Annotated in this window: 17 protein-coding genes; 8 read left to right on the forward strand and 9 right to left on the reverse strand. The window is 69.6% G+C overall.

What is annotated here, in order from left to right; all coding sequences use genetic code 11:
* Positions 1-35: 35 nt before the first annotated feature.
* Both SK854_RS44850 and SK854_RS44855 read left to right on the forward strand, forming a co-directional pair.
* Positions 36-935 (forward strand): NADP-dependent oxidoreductase, encoded by a 900-nt coding sequence (locus SK854_RS44850; protein WP_319981293.1) that lies wholly within the window; start codon positions 36-38, stop codon positions 933-935.
* Positions 936-950: 15 nt separating this feature from the next.
* Complete coding sequence (locus tag SK854_RS44855; protein WP_319981294.1) at positions 951-1,799, forward strand: NAD-dependent epimerase/dehydratase family protein; 849 nt, start codon at positions 951-953, stop codon at positions 1,797-1,799.
* On the opposite strand, the gene SK854_RS44860 is transcribed toward SK854_RS44855, so the two are convergent.
* Positions 1,705-2,598 (reverse strand): polyprenyl synthetase family protein, encoded by an 894-nt coding sequence (locus tag SK854_RS44860; protein WP_319981295.1) that lies wholly within the window; start codon positions 2,596-2,598, stop codon positions 1,705-1,707. The two genes, SK854_RS44855 and SK854_RS44860, sit on opposite strands and share 95 nt — an antisense overlap.
* A 177-nt stretch (positions 2,599-2,775) precedes the next feature.
* Here SK854_RS44860 and SK854_RS44865 point away from each other — a divergent pair, with 177 nt between their 5' ends.
* Both SK854_RS44865 and SK854_RS44870 read left to right on the forward strand, forming a co-directional pair.
* Positions 2,776-3,741 (forward strand): aldo/keto reductase, encoded by a 966-nt coding sequence (locus tag SK854_RS44865; RefSeq protein WP_319981296.1) that lies wholly within the window; start codon positions 2,776-2,778, stop codon positions 3,739-3,741.
* A gap of 30 nt (positions 3,742-3,771) precedes the next feature.
* Positions 3,772-4,170, forward strand: a complete 399-nt coding sequence (locus SK854_RS44870) for a TOBE domain-containing protein (RefSeq protein ID WP_319981297.1) — start codon at positions 3,772-3,774, stop codon at positions 4,168-4,170.
* Between the two features lie 4 nt (positions 4,171-4,174).
* Here the strand turns inward: SK854_RS44870 and SK854_RS44875 are convergent, their stop codons facing one another.
* The 6 genes from SK854_RS44875 to SK854_RS44900 form a co-directional block, all read right to left on the reverse strand.
* A complete protein-coding gene (locus SK854_RS44875) occupies positions 4,175-5,365 on the reverse strand; it encodes an acyl-CoA dehydrogenase family protein (RefSeq protein ID WP_319981298.1) in 1,191 nt (396 codons plus the stop codon).
* Positions 5,365-6,201 carry a 3-hydroxyacyl-CoA dehydrogenase NAD-binding domain-containing protein gene (locus tag SK854_RS44880; RefSeq protein WP_319981299.1) on the reverse strand — a complete coding sequence of 279 codons (837 nt, stop codon included), beginning with the start codon at positions 6,199-6,201 and terminating at the stop codon, positions 5,365-5,367. The genes SK854_RS44875 and SK854_RS44880 overlap by 1 nt, the downstream gene beginning before the upstream one ends.
* Entirely contained in the window at positions 6,198-6,917 is a 720-nt protein-coding gene (locus SK854_RS44885; protein WP_319981300.1) for an acetoacetate decarboxylase, read from the reverse strand. The genes SK854_RS44880 and SK854_RS44885 overlap by 4 nt, the downstream gene beginning before the upstream one ends.
* Before the next feature lies 1 nt (position 6,918).
* Entirely contained in the window at positions 6,919-7,662 is a 744-nt protein-coding gene (locus SK854_RS44890) for a crotonase/enoyl-CoA hydratase family protein (RefSeq protein WP_319981301.1), read from the reverse strand.
* Positions 7,659-8,822: a CaiB/BaiF CoA transferase family protein gene (locus SK854_RS44895; RefSeq protein WP_319981302.1), complete on the reverse strand. Its 1,164-nt coding sequence runs from the start codon at positions 8,820-8,822 to the stop codon at positions 7,659-7,661. The genes SK854_RS44890 and SK854_RS44895 overlap by 4 nt, the downstream gene beginning before the upstream one ends.
* A 114-nt stretch (positions 8,823-8,936) precedes the next feature.
* Positions 8,937-9,845: a LysR family transcriptional regulator gene (locus tag SK854_RS44900; RefSeq protein ID WP_319981303.1), complete on the reverse strand. Its 909-nt coding sequence runs from the start codon at positions 9,843-9,845 to the stop codon at positions 8,937-8,939.
* Between the two features lie 95 nt (positions 9,846-9,940).
* Here SK854_RS44900 and SK854_RS44905 point away from each other — a divergent pair, with 95 nt between their 5' ends.
* A complete protein-coding gene (locus tag SK854_RS44905) occupies positions 9,941-11,212 on the forward strand; it encodes an FAD-binding oxidoreductase (RefSeq protein ID WP_319981304.1) in 1,272 nt (423 codons plus the stop codon).
* On the opposite strand, the gene SK854_RS44910 is transcribed toward SK854_RS44905, so the two are convergent.
* Positions 11,209-13,752 carry an AfsR/SARP family transcriptional regulator gene (locus tag SK854_RS44910; RefSeq protein WP_319981305.1) on the reverse strand — a complete coding sequence of 848 codons (2,544 nt, stop codon included), beginning with the start codon at positions 13,750-13,752 and terminating at the stop codon, positions 11,209-11,211. The two genes, SK854_RS44905 and SK854_RS44910, sit on opposite strands and share 4 nt — an antisense overlap.
* Positions 13,753-13,815: 63 nt before the next feature.
* Between SK854_RS44910 and SK854_RS44915 the strand changes: the two genes are divergently transcribed.
* Genes SK854_RS44915 through SK854_RS44925 form a run of 3 tightly spaced genes read left to right on the forward strand, consistent with a single transcriptional unit; the run spans position 13,816 to position 16,661 of the window.
* Positions 13,816-15,432 carry a C39 family peptidase gene (locus tag SK854_RS44915; protein ID WP_319981306.1) on the forward strand — a complete coding sequence of 539 codons (1,617 nt, stop codon included), beginning with the start codon at positions 13,816-13,818 and terminating at the stop codon, positions 15,430-15,432.
* A gap of 42 nt (positions 15,433-15,474) precedes the next feature.
* Positions 15,475-15,939: a hypothetical protein gene (locus SK854_RS44920; protein WP_319981307.1), complete on the forward strand. Its 465-nt coding sequence runs from the start codon at positions 15,475-15,477 to the stop codon at positions 15,937-15,939.
* Positions 15,936-16,661 (forward strand): alpha/beta fold hydrolase, encoded by a 726-nt coding sequence (locus SK854_RS44925; RefSeq protein WP_319981308.1) that lies wholly within the window; start codon positions 15,936-15,938, stop codon positions 16,659-16,661. The genes SK854_RS44920 and SK854_RS44925 overlap by 4 nt, the downstream gene beginning before the upstream one ends.
* Here SK854_RS44925 and SK854_RS44930 read toward each other — a convergent pair.
* Positions 16,631-17,230 carry a TetR/AcrR family transcriptional regulator gene (locus SK854_RS44930; protein WP_093604193.1) on the reverse strand — a complete coding sequence of 200 codons (600 nt, stop codon included), beginning with the start codon at positions 17,228-17,230 and terminating at the stop codon, positions 16,631-16,633. The two genes, SK854_RS44925 and SK854_RS44930, sit on opposite strands and share 31 nt — an antisense overlap.
* Between the last annotated feature and the right edge of the window lie 33 nt (positions 17,231-17,263).

A 17,263-nucleotide genomic window follows, 5' to 3' on the forward strand; every position in this document is an offset into this window, starting at 1 on the left:
CATGTCAACCAAACGACGAAGCTCTGGAGTCAGCCATGAAGGCGATCACCTACACGACGTTCGGCGGCCCGGAAGTGCTGAACCTGACCGACGTCGAGGAACCGCACGCCGGACCGGGTCAGGTGCGGCTGAAGGTCGTCGCCGCGGCCGTCAACCCGCTGGACTTCAAGATCCGCAACGGCTGGATGCCCCCGGAGATGACGCCTCCCTTCCCCGTCACTCCCGGCCTGGAGGCCGCCGGGATCGTCGACGAGATCGGCGAGGGCGTCACCGGTGTCTCCGTGGGTGACGAGATCCTGGGCTGGGCCACCGGCGCCTACGCCGAACACGCCCTGGCCGGCGACTTCGCGCCCAAGCCCGCGAACCTCGACTGGGACACCGCCGCCGCGCTGCCCGTGGCCGTCGAGACCTCGGTCCGCGTGCTCGACATCCTGAAGGTCGAGGCGGGCGACACGGTGCTGCTGCACGGGGCGGCCGGTGTCGTCGGCGCCGTCGCGGTCCAGCTCGCGGTGGCCCGCGGCGCCACGGTCATCGGCACCGCCTCGCCGCGCAACCACGACTACCTGCGTTCCCTCGGCGCCGTCCCGGTCGCCTACGGGGACGGGCTCGGCGACCGCGTCCGCGCCGCCGCGCCGAACGGGGTCGACGCCGTGTTCGACGCCGCCGGAGCGGGCGACCTGCCGTTGTCGATCGAGCTGCGCGGCGGTACCGACCGAATCGTCACCATCTCCGATCCCGCGGCCGCCGGGCTCGGCGTCACGTTCTCCGGCGGCGGCGGCCCGTTCGGTGCCCGGCTCGCCGAGTACGCCCGGCTCGCCGCCGACGGCAAGCTCACCGTGCGGGTCGCGCAGAGCCTGCCGCTGGCCGACGCGGGCAAGGCGCAGGAGCTGAGCGCGACCGGTCACGCGGAAGGCAAGGTCCTGCTGCGCCCGTGAGGCCATGATTGAGTCATGACTCAACGTGTCGCGGTGACCGGAGGAAGCGGCAAGCTCGGGCGCGCCGTCGTGGCCGACCTGCTGGACCACGGCTGGGAGGTCCACAACCTCGACCAAGCCGCTCCCCCGGTTCCCCAAGGCGAGTTCACCCGCGTCGACCTCACCGACTACGGCCAGGTCGTGGAGGCGATCAGCGGGATCGACGACAGGTACGCCGGGCTGGACGCCGTGGTGCACCTGGCGGCGATCCCCGGTCCGGGCGTGGCGCCCAACGCGCGCACGTTCCACAACAACGTGACAAGCACCTACAACGTATTCGCCGCCGCACGACTGGCGGGCGTGCGCAACGTCGTGTGGGCGTCCAGCGAAACGGTCCTCGGGCTGCCGTTCGACACTCCTCCGCCGTACATCCCGGTCGACGAGGAGTACGCGGGACGCCCGGAGACGTCGTACTCGCTGGGCAAGCTGGTGGACGAGACGCTCGCCCAGCAGTTCTGCCGCTGGGAGCCGTCGATGAAGATCATCGGTTTGCGGTTCTCGAACGTCATGGAGCCGCACGACTACGAGCGCTTCCCGTTCGACGCCGACCCGTTCGCGCGCAAGTGGAACCTCTGGTCCTACATCGACGCACGCGACGGTGCGCAGGCCGTGCGCAAAGCGTTGGCCCACGACGCCACGGGCTTTGACGTGTTCATCATCGCGAACGCCGACACGTGCATGACGACCCCGAACGACGAGTTGGTCGCGCAGGCCTATCCCGGCGTGCCGATCAAGCGAGAGTTTGGTCCGCACGAGACTCTGCTGTCGATTGAGAAGGCACGACGGGTGCTGGGGTTCGAGCCGGAGCACACCTGGCGGTCGTGACCGCCCTGGCGAGCGAGGCCAACTCGTCCGCTGCCCGCGCCCTGGGACCGCACTGCCTCAGGTGGTGCAGGGCGCGGGCGAGCAGCAGTCCGGCCTGCTGCTCGCACCACTTGCGCCCGCCGTCGACGGTCATGCCGGAGCTGATCGCCGCCGCCACCGGGAGCGTGCGGTGGTCGGTGTCCGGGGCCAGCACGTCGTCCACGTGCCTGCGCGCCAGACCGATGTCGTCGCCGAACTCCCTGAGGTGGCCCGCCTGGCTCGCGCTCGCACCGGCGGCCAGCGCGCCGAGCTCACAGGCCGCCGCGGTGAGCGAACTGCTCTTGGCCGCCGCCACCCCCAGGTACTCGGCCATGTCCACGTCGTCGCGTTCGTCCATCTCGATCTCCTGGACGTAACCGTCCACAACGGACATCAACGCGACGTTGAGGATCAGCACCCCGGGCTTGGGGAGCCGTGCGCACGCCAGTGAGAGAAGGGCGTCGGCCGCCGAGACGGTCCTGTCCGCACCGAACACCTCCCGCGCACCCCTGCGCGCCATCAGGTCCGCGTGCAGTTGTTCGTGCAGGTGCGCGAACTCCAGCGCGAGCGCGACCAGAGCCACGTCCGCGTCACCGAACGCCTCAGCGGAGAGCAGCACGAGCGCGGCCGTCGAGAAGTCCTGCCGGGCGAGTCCGAACTCGACCACCTCGCGCGTTTCGTCCGGAAGTTCCGCCAGTGCGGCCCGCAGCAAGGGCTCGACCGTGGCGCGGGTGCGCTCCAGGACGTCCTGCGGTGGCGCGACCACGTCGATGCTCGTCATGCGCTTTCCTCTCAAACCCCGGGAAAACGACGCTAAACCCGCTGATCAGACAATCAGGACCGAAAGCCACTGACGTGTTCAACAGAGGCACGATCCGGCGAGCCGGACTAGGTTGATGTTGACGGGTTGTCGTCACCATCACCCGACCGTGATCGTCGTTTCCTGAGGGGCTGACCCATGCGCTACACCAAGCTCGCCGGCATGGACGTGTCCGAGATCTGTCTCGGCATGATGAGCTACGGAGATCCGAACCGGGGCGGCCACCCGTGGTCGTTGCCCGAGGAGGACTCCCGGCCGTTCATCAAGGCCGCGCTCGACGCCGGCATCAACTTCTTCGACACCGCGAACGTGTACTCGGCCGGCTCCTCGGAGGAGATCACCGGTGGCGCGCTGCGCGACTTCGCCCGGCGCGACGAGATCGTGCTCGCCACCAAGGTGAACGGCCGCATGCACGACGGCGTGAACGGCGCGGGGCTGTCCCGCAAGGCGATCTTCGCCGAGATCGACAACTCGCTGCGCCGCCTCGGCACCGACTACGTGGACCTGTACCAGATCCACCGGTTCGACCGGACCGTCCCTCTGGAAGAGACACTGGAAGCGCTGCACGACGTCGTGAAGTCGGGCAAGGCGCGCTACATCGGCGCGTCCTCCATGTACGCGTGGCAGTTCGCCAAGGCGTTGTTCACGCAACGGGAGAACGGCTGGACGCGGTTCGTGTCGATGCAGAACCACTACAACCTCCTCTACCGCGAAGAGGAACGCGAGATGCTGCCGTTCTGCGCGGACCAGGGCATCGCCGTGATCCCGTGGAGCCCGCTGGCCCGCGGCCGTCTGGTCCGCGACTGGGACGCGACGACCGCGCGCACCGAGACCGACGAGTTCGGGTCCACCCTGTACCTGGAGTCGGACCGCGCGATCGTCGAGGAGGTCGCCGCCGTGGCCTCGGCTCGTGGCGTGTCACGGGCGCAGGTGGCGCTGGCCTGGTTGCGGCGCAATCCCGTCGTCACGGCGCCGATCGTCGGCATCACCAAGCCCGCGCAGCTCGACGACGCGGTGGCCGCGCTGGACTTCGAACTGACCGACGAAGAAGTGAGGCAACTGGAGTCGGGCTACCAGCCGCACCGCGTCGCCGGCCACTCCTGAGTCCGCGAACGCGGATATACACTCCGGTTCGTGCCGAACCTGCGGATCAGCGAGGCCGCCGCGTTGCTCGGGGTCAGTGACGACACCCTGCGCCGGTGGATCGACCAGGGACGCCTCGCGTCCGTCGTGCTCGACAACGGGCGCAAGGGCGTCAGCGGCACGGAGCTCGCCGCGTTCGCCCAGAAGATGACCGACGTGGCCGAGCACGGCGCGACCGTGGCGGCCTCGGCGCGCAACCGCATGAAGGGCATCGTCACGCGGGTCGTCAAGGACGGCGTGATGGCCCAGGTCGACATGCAGGCCGGGCCCTTCCGCGTCACGTCTCTGATGAGCCGTGAGTCAGCGGACGAGCTCGGCCTGGAGGTCGGCAGCGTCGCGGTGGCCTCGATCAAGTCGACGCACGTGGTCGTCGAGATCCCCGAGGCCTGAGTTTTCAGACGAAGGCGCTCTGCCCGGTGATCGCCTTGCCGACGATCAGCGTGTTCATCTCGCGGGTGCCCTCGAAGGAGTAGATCGCCTCGGCGTCGGCGAAGAAGCGGGCCACGTCGTAGCCGAGCACGATGCCGTTGCCGCCGAAGATCTCCCGCGACCAGGCGACGACCTCGCGCATCCGGGAGGTGACGAACGCCTTCGCGAGCGACGAGTGCTCGTCCTGGAAGATGCCCGCGTCCTGCAGCTTCGCGAGCTGCACGAGCATGCCCCACGACGCGGTGATGTTGCCGAGCGACTGCACCAGCTTGTCCTGCACCATCTGGAAACGCGCGATCGGGCGGCCGAACTGCTCGCGTTCCTTCGAGTAGGCGAGGGCGGCCTCGTAGGCGCCGATCATGACGCCGAGCGCCTGCCAGGCGACGCCGCCGCGGGTGGCGCGCAGGATCTCCGCGACGTCGCGGAACGAGTCGATGCGCTGCAACCGGTTCGCTTCCGGCACGCGGACGTCGGTCAGGGTGATCTCGGCGTTCTCGACGATCCGGAACGCGATCTTGCCCTCGATCTTCTCGGCGACGAAGCCGGGCGTGCCCTTCTCCACGACGAATCCCTTGACCTGGTTGTCGTCGAGGTCACGGGCCCACACGATCACGTAGTCGGCGAAGGTGGCGTTGCCGATCCACTTCTTGGCGCCGTTGAGGATCCACGTGTCGCCGTCGCGCTTCGCGGTGGTGCGCATGCCGCCCGCCACGTCGGAGCCGCCGAGCGGTTCGGTCATCGCGAACGCGCCGATCTTGTCCATCGCGGCCATGGCGGGCAGCCAGCGGTCGCGCTGCTCCTGCGAACCGCCCGCGTAGATCGAGTACATCGCGAGTCCGTTGTGGACGCCGAAGAACGTGGCGACCGACGCGTCGGTGCGGGTCATCTCCATCGCCAGCATGCCGGTGAGCAGGTTGCTGACGGCGGCGGGGTGCTCGCCGTAGCCCTCGTACGACAGGGCGGTGAGGCCGGCGCCGCGGAACTTGCCGATCAGCTCGTGCGGGAACTCGCCCTTGGCCCAGTACTCGTTGACCAGCGGCTTGATCTCGGTGGTCATGAACTCGCGGGCGCCGAGCAGGATCTTGCGCTCGTCGTCGCTCAGCAGCGCCTCGTAGTTGTAGAAGTCGGCGGTCAGCTGGTCTTCCAGGCGGTTCATCAGTTCTCCTCCAATGCCGTGAGCACGGCGAGCTGCTTGCGGTCGCGCGTCTCGGCGAGCGCCGAGTACGTGGAGGAGCCGTAAGCGTCTTCGACGGCCTCGATCAGCCGTTCTGGATCTTGTGACGGGGTGCCCAGTTCCAAACCCCGCATGGACTTCCCGATGTGCGTGGCGAGGTGCCGGTAGCCGCCGGGGCCGCCACCGAGGTGGGCGCCGAGGAACGGGCCTACGGTCGCCCAGCGCAGGCCGAGCGAGTTCGTGACGACGGCGTCCAGGTCTGCCGGCGTGACGACACCCTGCTCGACCAGGTAGGCGGCTTCGCGGGAGAGAGCGGCCTGCAGACGGTTGCCGACGAAACCCGGGATCTCCTTGCGCTCGACGACCGGCGTGCGGCCGAGCGAACGGTAGAACTCCACGGCCCTGGTCACCGACTCCTCGCTCGTCTGCTGTCCCGGCACGACCTCGACCAGCGGGATCACGTGCGGCGGGTTGAACGGGTGACCGATCAGGACTCGCGAGCCGTCGATGCCCTCGGTGAACGCGGTCGAGGGGATCGCGGACGACGAGCTGAGCAGCAGGGCGTGCTGTGGTGCCTCGCGGACCAGCTCGGCGAACAGGGTCTTCTTGAACTCCAGGTTCTCCGGGCCGTTCTCCTGCACGAAGTCCGCGTCCCGCACGGCTTCCGCGACGGTCGAGGCGATCTGCACGCCGTCAGGAACGACTTCGGCGAGGTCCGCACGAGGGTCGGTGATCCGCACGGTCAGGCCGTGCTCGACGAACAACCGGGCCCACGACAGGCCGATCACGCCTGCTCCGACGACTGCGACGGTCTTCATGCTTCCTCCAAGTAGTTGTGAACCGGCTTGGCGGGAGCGAGCGTCAGGTCGGTGATGACGTGGCTGGCGGAGACGACCTCCAGCACCGGGAGGTCGGCGAGCGGCGCGAGGACGTGCTGGAACAGCTGCAGGCGCGCGGGCCCGGTGTACGCGGCCTTGACCACGACGTCGGTGATCTCCGTGCGCACGAGCTCCTGGACTCGCAGCGAACCGTCATAGTCAGGGATGGTCTTCAGCATGAACGTTGGAACCGTGATCTCCGCCTCAGCCCGACGACGGTCCAGTTCGAACTGCTTGTAGCCCATGGTCGCGGTCGCCACCCGCAGCGTTCCGTAGTCCAGGGTGCCGACCAGCGCGCCGCTGTCGGCGTAGAGGTTCGGCGACCCCATGACCTTCGGGTAGGCGCTGACCTCGCGGCCGGACGCGGTGGCGGCGAAGCTGTCGAGGTACATGGCGTGCAGGTACTCGCCGCGTTCGCCGTCGAAGACGACCGGGATCGCCTGGCCCGCCTCGGTGTACGGGCCGTAGCCGGTGACGTCCTTCATCCTCATGACCTCGAACCGGACGAGCGGCTCGTCGATCTCCAGCGGCGCGGGGACGACGGCCCGCAGCGCCTCCGGATCGGTGCGGTAGACGATGTTCAGGTACTCGCGGTCGAAGAACCGGGGCTGCACGGCGGGGAAGGCCGGTGCGCTCAGCGGTGTGATTCCCAGCATTTCAGCGTCCTGTCCACTGTGGAGTGCGGCGCTCGGCGAACGCGGTCATGCCCTCGCGGACATCGGCCGTGGTCATCAGCTTCGCGCTCTCGGTGCGTTGCGCGGCCCAGGGATCCTGGGAGCGCACGACCTTCTTGACGGCGGCGAGCGCCAGCGGGGCGTTCAGGGCGATCTGCTCAGCCAGCTGCAACGCGATCGCGGCGGCCTCGCCGTTCGGCACGACCCTGTTGGCGATGCCGAGCGTGCCGGCCCGGACGCCGTCGATCGGCTCACCGGTCAGCAGGATCTCCATGGCCAGGTGGTGCGGGATTCGTTGCGGCAGGCGGACGACTCCCCCGGCGGCGGCGATCAGGCCCCGCTTCACCTCGGGCAGTCCGAACTTCGCGTCCTGCGCGGCGACGATCAGGTCGCAGCCCAGCGCCAGCTCGAACCCGCCGCCCAGCGCGAACCCCTCGACCGCGGCGATCAGCGGCTTGGTGAGCTCGGCCTCGGTGAGACCGCCGAGGCCGCGATCGCCGACCACCGGCGACTCGCCCCTCAGCGCGGCCTTGAGATCCATGCCCGCGCTGAACGAGCCACCCGCTCCGGTGAGCACGCCCACGCGCAGTTCCGGCGTGGCCTCCAGCTCGTCCAGCGCGGCGGAGAGCTTCGTCGCGACAGCCGCGTTCACGGCGTTGCGGGCCTCCGGCCGGTCGATCGTGATCAGCAGCGCCGAGCCGACGCGTTCGGTGCGAACCTCAGTCATGACAGCACTCCGTTTTCGAGTTCGGCGAGCACTTCCGCGGTGTCCTGCCCCGGCAGCGGGGCGAGACGGCGGACGGTGGCGGGGGTGGCGGAGAACCGGACGGGGATGCCGATCGACCGGATCTCGCCCTCGCTCGGGTGCCGCACGACGTCGAGGAGGTGACCGTCGCGGACGTACGGGTCCTCGTGCGCCTTGTCGAGCTCCAGCACCGGTCCGAACGGGATGCTGTGCTTCGCGCACACCTCGGCCCAGTCCTCGGTGGACAGTGCGGGCGCGCACTCGTCGACCAGGCCCATCAGGTCGTCGCTGTCGCCGGGATCGATCCGCTCACCGGCGACGCGCGGGTCCTCGACCAGGTCGGGACGCTCCGCCGCGGCGAAGAAGTCGCGGAAGTTCTGCGGGTTGTACGGGACGACGCAGGCGAGGCCGTCCTTGGTGTGCACGGCGTGGTGGCCCTTGGCCATCGACAGGTTGAAGCCCGTCGGCCCCTCCTCCGGCACGAACGCGTGGCCCGCGAGGTGCTCGACGAGGTTGAACGCGATCATCGTGTCCGCCATGGGGATCTCGACCCGCTGGCCCTCACCGGTGTTGTTCCGGTGCACCAGCGCGGCGAGCACGCTGTAGGCGATGGTCAGCGACGACACCTTGTCGCCGATGATCGTCGGCAGGTAGACGGGCCGCCCGATCGCGCGGTTCGCGATGTCGACCAGGCCGGACGCGCCCTGGATCGTCTCGTCGTAGGCCGCGACGCCGGCGCGGTCGGAGTCGCCGCGGAAGCCCTGGGCGTGGGCGTAGATCAGGCCGGGATTGCGCTCGGCGACGTCGGCGTAGTTCAGGCCGAGCCTGCTCAGCGCGCCGGGACGCATGTTGGTGATCAGCACGTCGGCCGTGTCGATCAGGTCGAGGGCGGTCTCGCGGTCGTTCTCGTCCTTGAGGTTGAGGGCGACGCTGCGCTTGTTCCGGTTGACGTTGAGGCTCAACGGGGTCATGCCCGGCGTGGTGCGGTAGCGGCCGTTGCGGACGGTGTCCACAGGCGACTCGATCTTGATCACGTCGGCGCCGAGGTCTCCGAGGATCTGGGCCGCGTACGGGCCCATGACCACGGTCGAGAGGTCGATCACCCGCACGCCGTCCAGCGGACCGGTGGTGATGTCCTTCATCGTTCGTCCTTTCGCACCTGTTCGTTCTTGCACCACCGAAGTTAGTGAAGAACCGCGAGAAAGGGAACGATCATGTCGCGAACAATGGTATGACCACAGCGGTCACACCATTGTTCATTTGATTATCGGGTCCGCGAAGACTTCTTTCGCGACCGCGACGAGTTCCTCGATGTCGCCGCCGTCGCCTCGGTCACGCCGCCACAGCAGTCCCGTGTCGAGCTGCGCACGGAAGTCCTCGAACGGCAGGACAGCCATGTTCTCCAGACGATATCCCCGCATCGAGCTGTCCTCGTCGAGCATCGAGACGGAGAACCCGAGCCCGCCCGACACGATCTCCGAGGTGCCCTGGTAGCCGGTGTTGCTCAGCTGGATGCGCTTTTTGATGCCCAGTTCGCGCAGTTGCCGGTCGAGCTGCTCGAAATACGCGGGCATGATTTCCTCCGGCGACTTCGCGTACGCCAGATCGGCGAGATCGGCCAGTTTGACCGATTCACGGCCTTCGAACCGGTCTGCGGGCACCACCGCGCCAAGACGTTCCGACATCACGTGCAGCGTGTCGAGAGAGACCTCCTGCACGGGCAGCCGGGCCAGCGTGAGCGCGAGCCTGCCGTCCTTCACCGCCGCGACGAGATCCGTGGTCGTCCCCGGCCACCGCTTGACCTCGAACCGCCCGTCGACCCGGTCCGCGAGCTGGGTCAGCCGTTCCCGCAGCGCCGGGTGGAGTCCGGCGGGCACGCCGACGAACACCGTCGACCTGGTGGGCTGCGTGGCCTGGTCGAGGCGCCATCTGATCGACCCGACGCGGTCGAGCACGTCCCGCGCGATCGGCAGCAGCGCCGCGCCCGCGTCCGTCAGCGCCACGTGGTGGGTGCTGCGGTCGAACAGCTGACGGCCCAGCTCGTGTTCGAGGTCCTTGACGCGCTGACTCAGCGGCGACGCGGCCATGTGCAGCTTGCGCGCGGCCGCCGAGAAGTTCAGTTCCTCGGCGACCGCCACGAAGTACCTGAGATGCAGCAGTTCCACCTGATCCAGACTAGGCCGTTCGGGTCAGGGCCTCACCGTGACGCGCGGCGTCCGGCTACCGCCTTCCGCCGCCACTTCGCCCTATCGTGCGCCGCGTGTCCATCGAGCAACCCGCCGCCTTCCGCCCGCGCACGATCACCGAGGTCCTCCGTCCGGCGACGGCCGACGAGGTCGTGGAGATCGTCCGATCCGGCAGGCGAGGGCTGCACCCGATCAGCACCGGCTACAACTGGGGCCTCGGTTCGGGTCTGCCGGTAGGCGACGGTGCCACGGTCCTGGATCTTTCAGGACTGGACCGCGTTCGTGCCCTCGACCTCGAACGCGGCTACGCCGTGGTGGAGCCGGGCGTGACGCAGGGCGCGCTCGTGGAGTTGTTGCGCGGCACGCCGAGGATCTTCAACCTGACCACGTCCTCGTTGCGCACCAGCATCATCGGCAACTCGCTGGAGCGCGGCGTCGGCGTGCACCGCGCTCGCGCCGAGGACCTGGCCGGGCTCGAAGTGGTGCTCGCCGACGGCCGGCGTGAGCACGTCGGCTGGTGGCCGGGTACCTCGGCCGTGCCGCGGCCGCACGGTCTCGGGCCGACGCTCACCCACCTGTTCACGCAGTCGTCGTTCGCGGTCGTCACGGCCGCGGTCGTCCGGCTGCTGCCGAGGCCGGAGGAGGTGCGGGTGCTGCCCTTCACGTTCGCCGGGGACGACCTCGCCGACGCGGTCGACGCGCTGCGGTCCTGGACGGAGCAGCGCCTGATTCCGCCCACCACCAAGGTCTACAACCCGGTCGCGGCCCAGGCGGACGGCTACCTCGCGCACGTCTGCCTCAGCGGCGCGGGCGAGGTGGTCGAGGCGCTCAGCTCGGTTCTTCTCGGTGCGGCAAGGCATTCGCCCCTGGTGGCGGGGGCATCAGCGGTGGACGAGGTGGTCCGCGCGACGTACGCCGGTGATCCCGATCCGGCCGACAGGTGGTTCCAGCGCAGGACGATGGGCCGTCCTGCCGACCGGATCGACGCCGAGCTCGGGTTGCTGATGTTCCTGCCGGTCCTGCCGTTCTCCGGCGAGACCGTGGCCCTCGCCGAGAAACTGATCCGCGACTGCTGCCCGTCGACGCCCGCCGTCACGATGAACGTCCTCGACGGCGACGCAGTCGACCACGTCATCGCGCTCGGCTTCCCGGCAGACGACCCTTCGGCTGTCGCCGAGGCACGGGAGGCGCTCGACCGGTTGCACCAAGCGTTTGCGGCACAGGGTTTTCCAGCGTATCGGCGGGATGTCGACCGGCCGGGGACGGCGACGGCGTTGCAGGCCAGGATCGGGCAGGCACTCGATCCGGACGGCGTGTTCGCGCCGGGAAGGTACGCGGCCGGCTAGCCCAGCCCCGCCAGCTTCCGCGCCGCTTCCGTTTCACCCCAGCGGAATCCGATGCGGCGCGACAGCTCCACGGCCTCGGTGTAGGAAGAGCGCGCCTGCTCCGCCCGTCCCGCCAGCTCGTGCACGGTGCCGCGGTCGAGCAGGACGCCCGCCTCGATCTGCCTGTCCCCCACCGACCGCGCGAGCTGCAACGCCTCGTCCGCCAGTTCCAGCGCCTGGTCCAGGGATCCGAGCTGGCGGTGGGCGTCGGCCATGTTCGCCAGCGCGTGCAACTCGCCGGACCTGTCGCCGCACGCGCGCAGCGTCGTCAGCGTCTCCTCGTAACACACCAGCGCGGCCGGGAGATCGCCGAGCGCCGCGTGCACGAGACCCAGGTTGGTGCGCACGTAGGCCGCGCCTTGCGAGTCGTCCAGTTCCTCGCGCAACGTCAGCGAGGCCTCCAGCGAGGTCAGCGCGGCAGGCAGGTCGCGGCGGCGCCAGTGCGCGATGCCGAGGTTGTTGAGCGTCACGGCTTCGAGCTGGCGGTCGTGCAGGTCGCGGGCCAGGGTCAACGCCGCCGTCCAGTGCTGCTGGGCCTCGGCGAACTTGAAGCCGCGCTCGCAGGCGGCGCCGAGTTCCTTCAACGCCAGTGCTTCCGCGCGGACGTCACCCAGCGAGCGGGCCGCCTCCAGGGCGAGCGTGTTCAACGCGGCCCAGTCCGCCACCTCGGAGCGGCGGCGGAAGTACCAGGACAGACCGGCGGCGAACGCGATCGTGTCGGCCGGCGAGGCCTGGTGCGCGGCGGCGATCAGGTTGTCGCGCTCCTCGGCGAGCCAGAGGTCCGTCGGGTTGTCCGCCAGCGCTTCCAGATAGTGCTTGTGCAGGCGTTCCAGCGCCAGCGACCGTTCCTCGGACGACTCCGAGCCGCGGCAGCGTTCGCGGGCGAAGAGGCGCAGCAGGTCGTGCAACGCGAACCGGCCCGGCACCGGTTCGTCGACCAGGTGCGCGTCGGCCAGTTCGGCGAGCAGGTACTCGACGTCCGGCACGTCGGTCAGCGCCCGCGCCGCCGCGACCGCGAAGTCCGGGCCGTCCAGCAGTCCGAGCAGCCGGAAGACCCTGGCCACCGCGGTGGATCCGAGCTCGGCGTAGCTGACCGCGAACGCCGAGCGCACCGCGACGTCGCCGAGCCGGAGCTCGTCGAGGCGGCGCGTCTCGTCCGCGAGCCTGGCGGCGAGCAGCGGCGCGGTCCACTGTGGACGGGCGGCGAGGCGGGCTCCGGCGATGCGCAGCGCCAGCGGCAGTCCGCCGCACCAGCGCACGAGTTCCGTCGCGTCCTCGACCTCGCCGGCGACGCCTTCCAGCAGCCGGAACGCGTCTTCCAGCGGCAGCGCACCGAGTTTGACGTACGAGGCGCCGGTCAGCGAGGTGAGCGGACGGCGGGACGTGATCAGCACTGCCGAGCCGGGACCGGTCGGCAGCAGGCGCTTGACCTGGCCCGCGGTGGCGACGTTGTCCAGCACCACCAGCAGCCTGCGCGACGCGGTGAGCGAGCGGTAGCGCAGGGCCTCCTCGTCGCCGGGCCGTTCGCCGAGTGCGCGCAGGAACTGGCTCAGGATCCGGTCGGAGGCGCCGTCGGAGAGATCGGCGTAGAGCTGACCGTCCGGGAACCTCGCGGCGATCTCGTGGGCCGCGCGCACGGCGAGCGCGGACTTGCCGATGCCCGCCTGGCCCGTGAGCACGCACACCGCGACCCGGTCCTGCCGGAGCTGCGCCTTGATCAGGTTCAGCTCGCGGCCGCGGCCGGAGAAGGTGACCACGTCCGGCGGCAGCTGCCGGATCGCCGCCGCGCCAACGGGTTTCGCCCGCAGGATCTCGGCCTGCAGCCGCCGCAGCGACTCCCCCGGCTCGACGCCGAGCTCGTCCATCAGCACCCGGCGGCACTCCTGGTAGGCGGCCAGCGCCTCGGCCGGACGTCCCGCGCGGTGCAGCGCGACCATCTGCTGCTCGCGCAGGCGTTCGTTCAACGGGTGCTCGCGCACCCACTCGTTCAGGTCCGCGACGATCTCGACGTGCCGGCCGAGGTCGAGCTCCGCCTCGGCGCACTCGACCCGCGCGGCCAGCCGCAGCTCCTCCAGCTGGGCGACGACCCCGCGCAGCAACCCGGACGCGGCGAGATCCGCGAGGGCGGGCCCGCGCCACAACGCGAGCGCCTCCCGGTAGCTCCGCGGCGTGCGTTCCCGGCGGGCGGCGTCGAGCAGTTCGATGAACCGGGTGAGGTCGAGCTCGGCGGGGTCGATCGACATCAGGTAGCCGGGCGCCCGCGAGAGCAGCCTCGATCCGACGATCTTGCGCAGCTGGTAGACGTAGACCTGGAGGTTCTTCAACGCCGTCTTGGGCGGCGCGTCGTCCCACAGCACGCTGATCAGCCGGTCGACCGACAGCACCCGGCCGGGCTGGGCGAGGAGCAGCGCGAGCACCGCGCGTTGCTTGGGCGGCCCAAGGCTCACCCGCGCGCCGTCGTCGGCGTAACACTCGACCGGCCCGAGCACCCGGAACTCCACAACTCCCGATCGTAACCACCAACCGCATACCGGACGCATGCCACGAGCCAGGACGTTCGACCCATGACGAAAACCTCACTGGCACTGGTGGTGGCGCTGGGCACGCTGGCTGCCGCCGTGTCCCCCGCCCAGGCCGTCGAGCCCTACTCCTCCAGCCCGTCCCAGTCGCACGCCGTCCGCTCGGCAGGCGGCTACGACGTGATCGTCGGCGGTGTGAAGAGAGCCGCTGTGGCCGTCAGCGACCCCGCCTACACGGTCAGGTCGACCTCTTCCGCCGACGGCGCTCTGGCCGCCGTGATCTCCGACTTCGACGGCACCAGCGGCAGCGTTCTGAGCACGGTCGACCGTTACGGCAAGTCTCGTTTCGTGGCGCGCGGGGCGATCACCTCGGCCGTGTTCCACGGTTCGACGCTGGCCTACGCGGACGGCGAGAACGTCGTGGTCGGCGGCGTCTCCGTGGGCAAGCTCAAGGGCCGCGCGCCCCAGTTGCTCGGCTTCACCACCGACGGCACCGGGCTGCTGGCCGTGGAGCACCCGAACGTCGCCGACGACAGCACCTACGTGGGTTCTCTGGTGCGGTTCGACCTGAAGTCGGGCGCCGCGAAGCCGTTGCTCACGTCGGACTCCTCGTCGCTGTACCGCGACTTCAAGCTCGTCGACGTCAAGGGCGAGCGGCACGTCAGCTTCATCAAGCACAACGAGGTCTACCGCTGCGGTGGCGCCGACCCGCAGTGGCTGGGCCTGGCGTCGGAGAACGGCGAGGTCCGATCGCTGGTCGGCGAGACCCGGCACCACTACCGCAGCGCGGTGTGGAGCACCGACGGCGCGCGCGTGGCGTACGAGGTCATGGGGTGCGTGTCCGACAAGAAGCTCGGCCCCGACCAGTTCGCCGGGTTCAACGGCGTCTACGTCCAGGACCTGGCCACCCGCAAGGCTTCGCGGGTCGTCGAGGGCCTGTCGTTCAACTACGCGCTGACCGGCATCGACGGCGCGGAGGCCGTGATCGGCAGCCCGGCGAAGGGGTACGTGAAGGCGTCAGGTCTTCGCGCCGCCTCGCTGGACGGTGAAGTGACCACGATGGGCCGGCTGAACCGCGCCGAGTACATCCACCAGTTGTGGGACACGCGCAACGAGTTCAACGGCAACTCGTCCTGCGGCCCGACCAGCGCGGTGATCGACCTCGTCACCTACCAGCTCACGAACGAGTTCGGCGTGCAGGTCGCTCAGCCGACCTCGCACTACTCGAAGTGGGGCCGCTACATCACCGACGAGTTCTCCAACCGCGGCACCACCTTCAACCGCACGATGAACGACTGGGACCGCGTCGGCAACTGGAAGGGCGCGCACGGCTGGATCACCGGCTACTACTGCCCCGGCAACCGCCCCTGCGCCTCCTGGGAGTCCGAGCGCGACTTCCTGGCCCGCAACGGCGCCGCGGTCCAGCAGGGCAACTTCACCCCGGCGCAGGTCCGCGCGTTCCTCGACCAGGGCAAGTTCGTGATCATGAGCGGCACGTGGGGCTCGACCTCCGGCCACCTTTCCGTGGTGATCGGGTACCACGACAACGGTTCGTTCTACGTCCACGACACCTATGGAGCGGGGACGGACGGGAGTTACGACGGGGCGAACCAGCTCTACACCTGGAACTACATCGCTCCCGCGCAGATGTGGGCCGCCTAGCTACTTGACGGCAGGCGTCAAGTACTTGCTATCGTCTGTCAAGTGGCGACCACCTCGGAACACGTGGACCTGCGCGACGACCTGATCCGGCTCGTGACGAGCCGCCTGCTCGACCCGCTGGAAATCCTGCTGCCGCAGGCCGATCTCGTCGGCCTGCGGCAGTCCGTCGAGGCCGACGCCGAGATGTGGGCGGCCCAGCTGCTCGGCCCCGACGACGCGACAGCCCGGCAGGTGGCCGTCCGCCTGATGACCGTGCTCTACCCCGGCGACACCCCGTTCGACCCACCCGAGAGCTGGTGGGCCACACCGCTGGGGCGTGCCGCCGCGAGGCGCGCCGGCCACCCGAGCAAGGACCACGTGTCGTTGGGGGTGGCGGGCGCGATGCTCGGCATCACCCGCCAGGGCGTTCATGACCTCGTGAATCGCAACAAGCTGCTGCGGCACCCGGACGGCGGCGTGACCGTCGACTCGATCCGCACACGGCTGAGCCTGAGGAGAGACCAGTGAAGTTAGCGGCAACCGACTTCGGCGGCGACGGCCCGCCCCACCTGCTCCTGCACGGCCTGGGCGGCGGCAGATCCACCTGGGAAACGCTTGCGCCCCAGCTGAACGGCCGCGCCGTCGCGGTCGACCTGCGTGGGCACGGCGAGTCTCCCGACGGCGAGTGGGACTGGGAGGCCGTGCTCGACGACCTCGACGAGACCGCCGTCCACTTCGGACTCGAAGAGCCCGTCGTCGTCGGGCAGTCGCTGGGCGGCATCCTCGCAGGCCTGTGGGCGTTGCGGCACCCGACGTGCCCAGCGGTGGCGAGTCTGGACGGACATCGTTCCGCCACAACGCATCCAGCGAACTACGCGGGGCTGCCGGCCGAGGACGTCGCGAACGGCCTGGCCAGGCTGAACGCGATCTTCGACGCCCAACTGGAGACGATCACCCGCCCGTCGCGCGAGATCCTCTCGGCGCTGCGGACGTCGCCCGAACTCCTGGACGCGCTGCCGGTCTTCGCGAAGGTGACCAGCCCGTTCCTTCTGGTGCTCGCCACGCGCAACCTGCCGGTGCCACCCGACCTGGTGCCGTTGTTCGACGCCCACCGCGCGGGATTGCGCCGCGACCTGCCGAAGAACGTGCAGGTGCACGAGATCGATGCGACGCACGGCATGGTGTCCGAGCGGCCACAGGAAGTGGCCGCGATCATCAATCACTTCGTGAGCAGCCGCTTCAACGCCTGACGGGCCCGGCGTGGTGCCGCGCTGTCGTGTTCGAGCTGCAGGAAGTGGTTGAGCGCCAGCATGACGCCGAGGATCTCGTAGATCAGCTGGTCGACGTCCGTGTCCAGCTTGAGGTCGCCGTCGCTCACCGCGCGCCGGATGTGGATCCGCAGGTCCCTGCGCCACAACGCGTTCATGCCGGCCAGCGCGTCACGGACGCGGCCGCTGCGGCCGTCGAACTCGGCCGTGGCGGCGGTGAAGAAGCACCCGCCGGGGAGCACCTCGCGTTCGAGGTAGGAGACCCAGGCCTCGCAGACGTCGATGAGGCGCGGCAGGCCCGAGGGCATCTGCTTGACCTTGCGCGGCACCTCTCGCAGGAAGACCTCCGCGGCCTGGTCGACCACCGCGAGTTGCAGGGCCTCCTTGGTGCCGAAGTGCCCGAGCAACCCGGCCTTGCTCATCCCGAGTTCTGTCGCCAGCCGTCCGATCGTCAGGCCTTCGAGCCCCTCCGCCGAGGCGATCGCGAGGCTCCGGTCGAGGATGCGCTGCCGCGTCTCGCGGGTGTCGGCGACGGATCGGCGCGGGCTCATGTCTGTAGTCTACGTCTCTTTAGCTACCGACCG

It is taken from the genome of Lentzea sokolovensis, assembly GCF_033949975.1.
Classification (GTDB): Bacteria; Actinomycetota; Actinomycetes; order Mycobacteriales; family Pseudonocardiaceae; genus Lentzea; species Lentzea sokolovensis.

Bases quoted from the DNA above. Each gene is read 5' to 3' on its own strand.
- SK854_RS44880 (WP_319981299.1), bottom strand. From the start codon at position 6,201: ATGAAGACCGTCGCAGTCGTCGGAGCAGGCGTGATCGGCCTGTCGTGG.
- SK854_RS44895 (WP_319981302.1), bottom strand. From the start codon at position 8,822: ATGAAGGACATCACCACCGGTCCGCTGGACGGCGTGCGGGTGATCGAC.
- SK854_RS44865 (WP_319981296.1), top strand. From the start codon at position 2,776: ATGCGCTACACCAAGCTCGCCGGCATGGACGTGTCCGAGATCTGTCTC.
- SK854_RS44885 (WP_319981300.1), bottom strand. From the start codon at position 6,917: ATGCTGGGAATCACACCGCTGAGCGCACCGGCCTTCCCCGCCGTGCAG.
- SK854_RS44890 (WP_319981301.1), bottom strand. From the start codon at position 7,662: ATGACTGAGGTTCGCACCGAACGCGTCGGCTCGGCGCTGCTGATCACG.
- SK854_RS44855 (WP_319981294.1), top strand. From the start codon at position 951: ATGACTCAACGTGTCGCGGTGACCGGAGGAAGCGGCAAGCTCGGGCGC.
- SK854_RS44860 (WP_319981295.1), bottom strand. From the start codon at position 2,598: ATGACGAGCATCGACGTGGTCGCGCCACCGCAGGACGTCCTGGAGCGC.
- SK854_RS44875 (WP_319981298.1), bottom strand. From the start codon at position 5,365: ATGAACCGCCTGGAAGACCAGCTGACCGCCGACTTCTACAACTACGAG.
- SK854_RS44930 (WP_093604193.1), bottom strand. From the start codon at position 17,230: ATGAGCCCGCGCCGATCCGTCGCCGACACCCGCGAGACGCGGCAGCGC.
- SK854_RS44850 (WP_319981293.1), top strand. From the start codon at position 36: ATGAAGGCGATCACCTACACGACGTTCGGCGGCCCGGAAGTGCTGAAC.
- SK854_RS44915 (WP_319981306.1), top strand. From the start codon at position 13,816: ATGACGAAAACCTCACTGGCACTGGTGGTGGCGCTGGGCACGCTGGCT.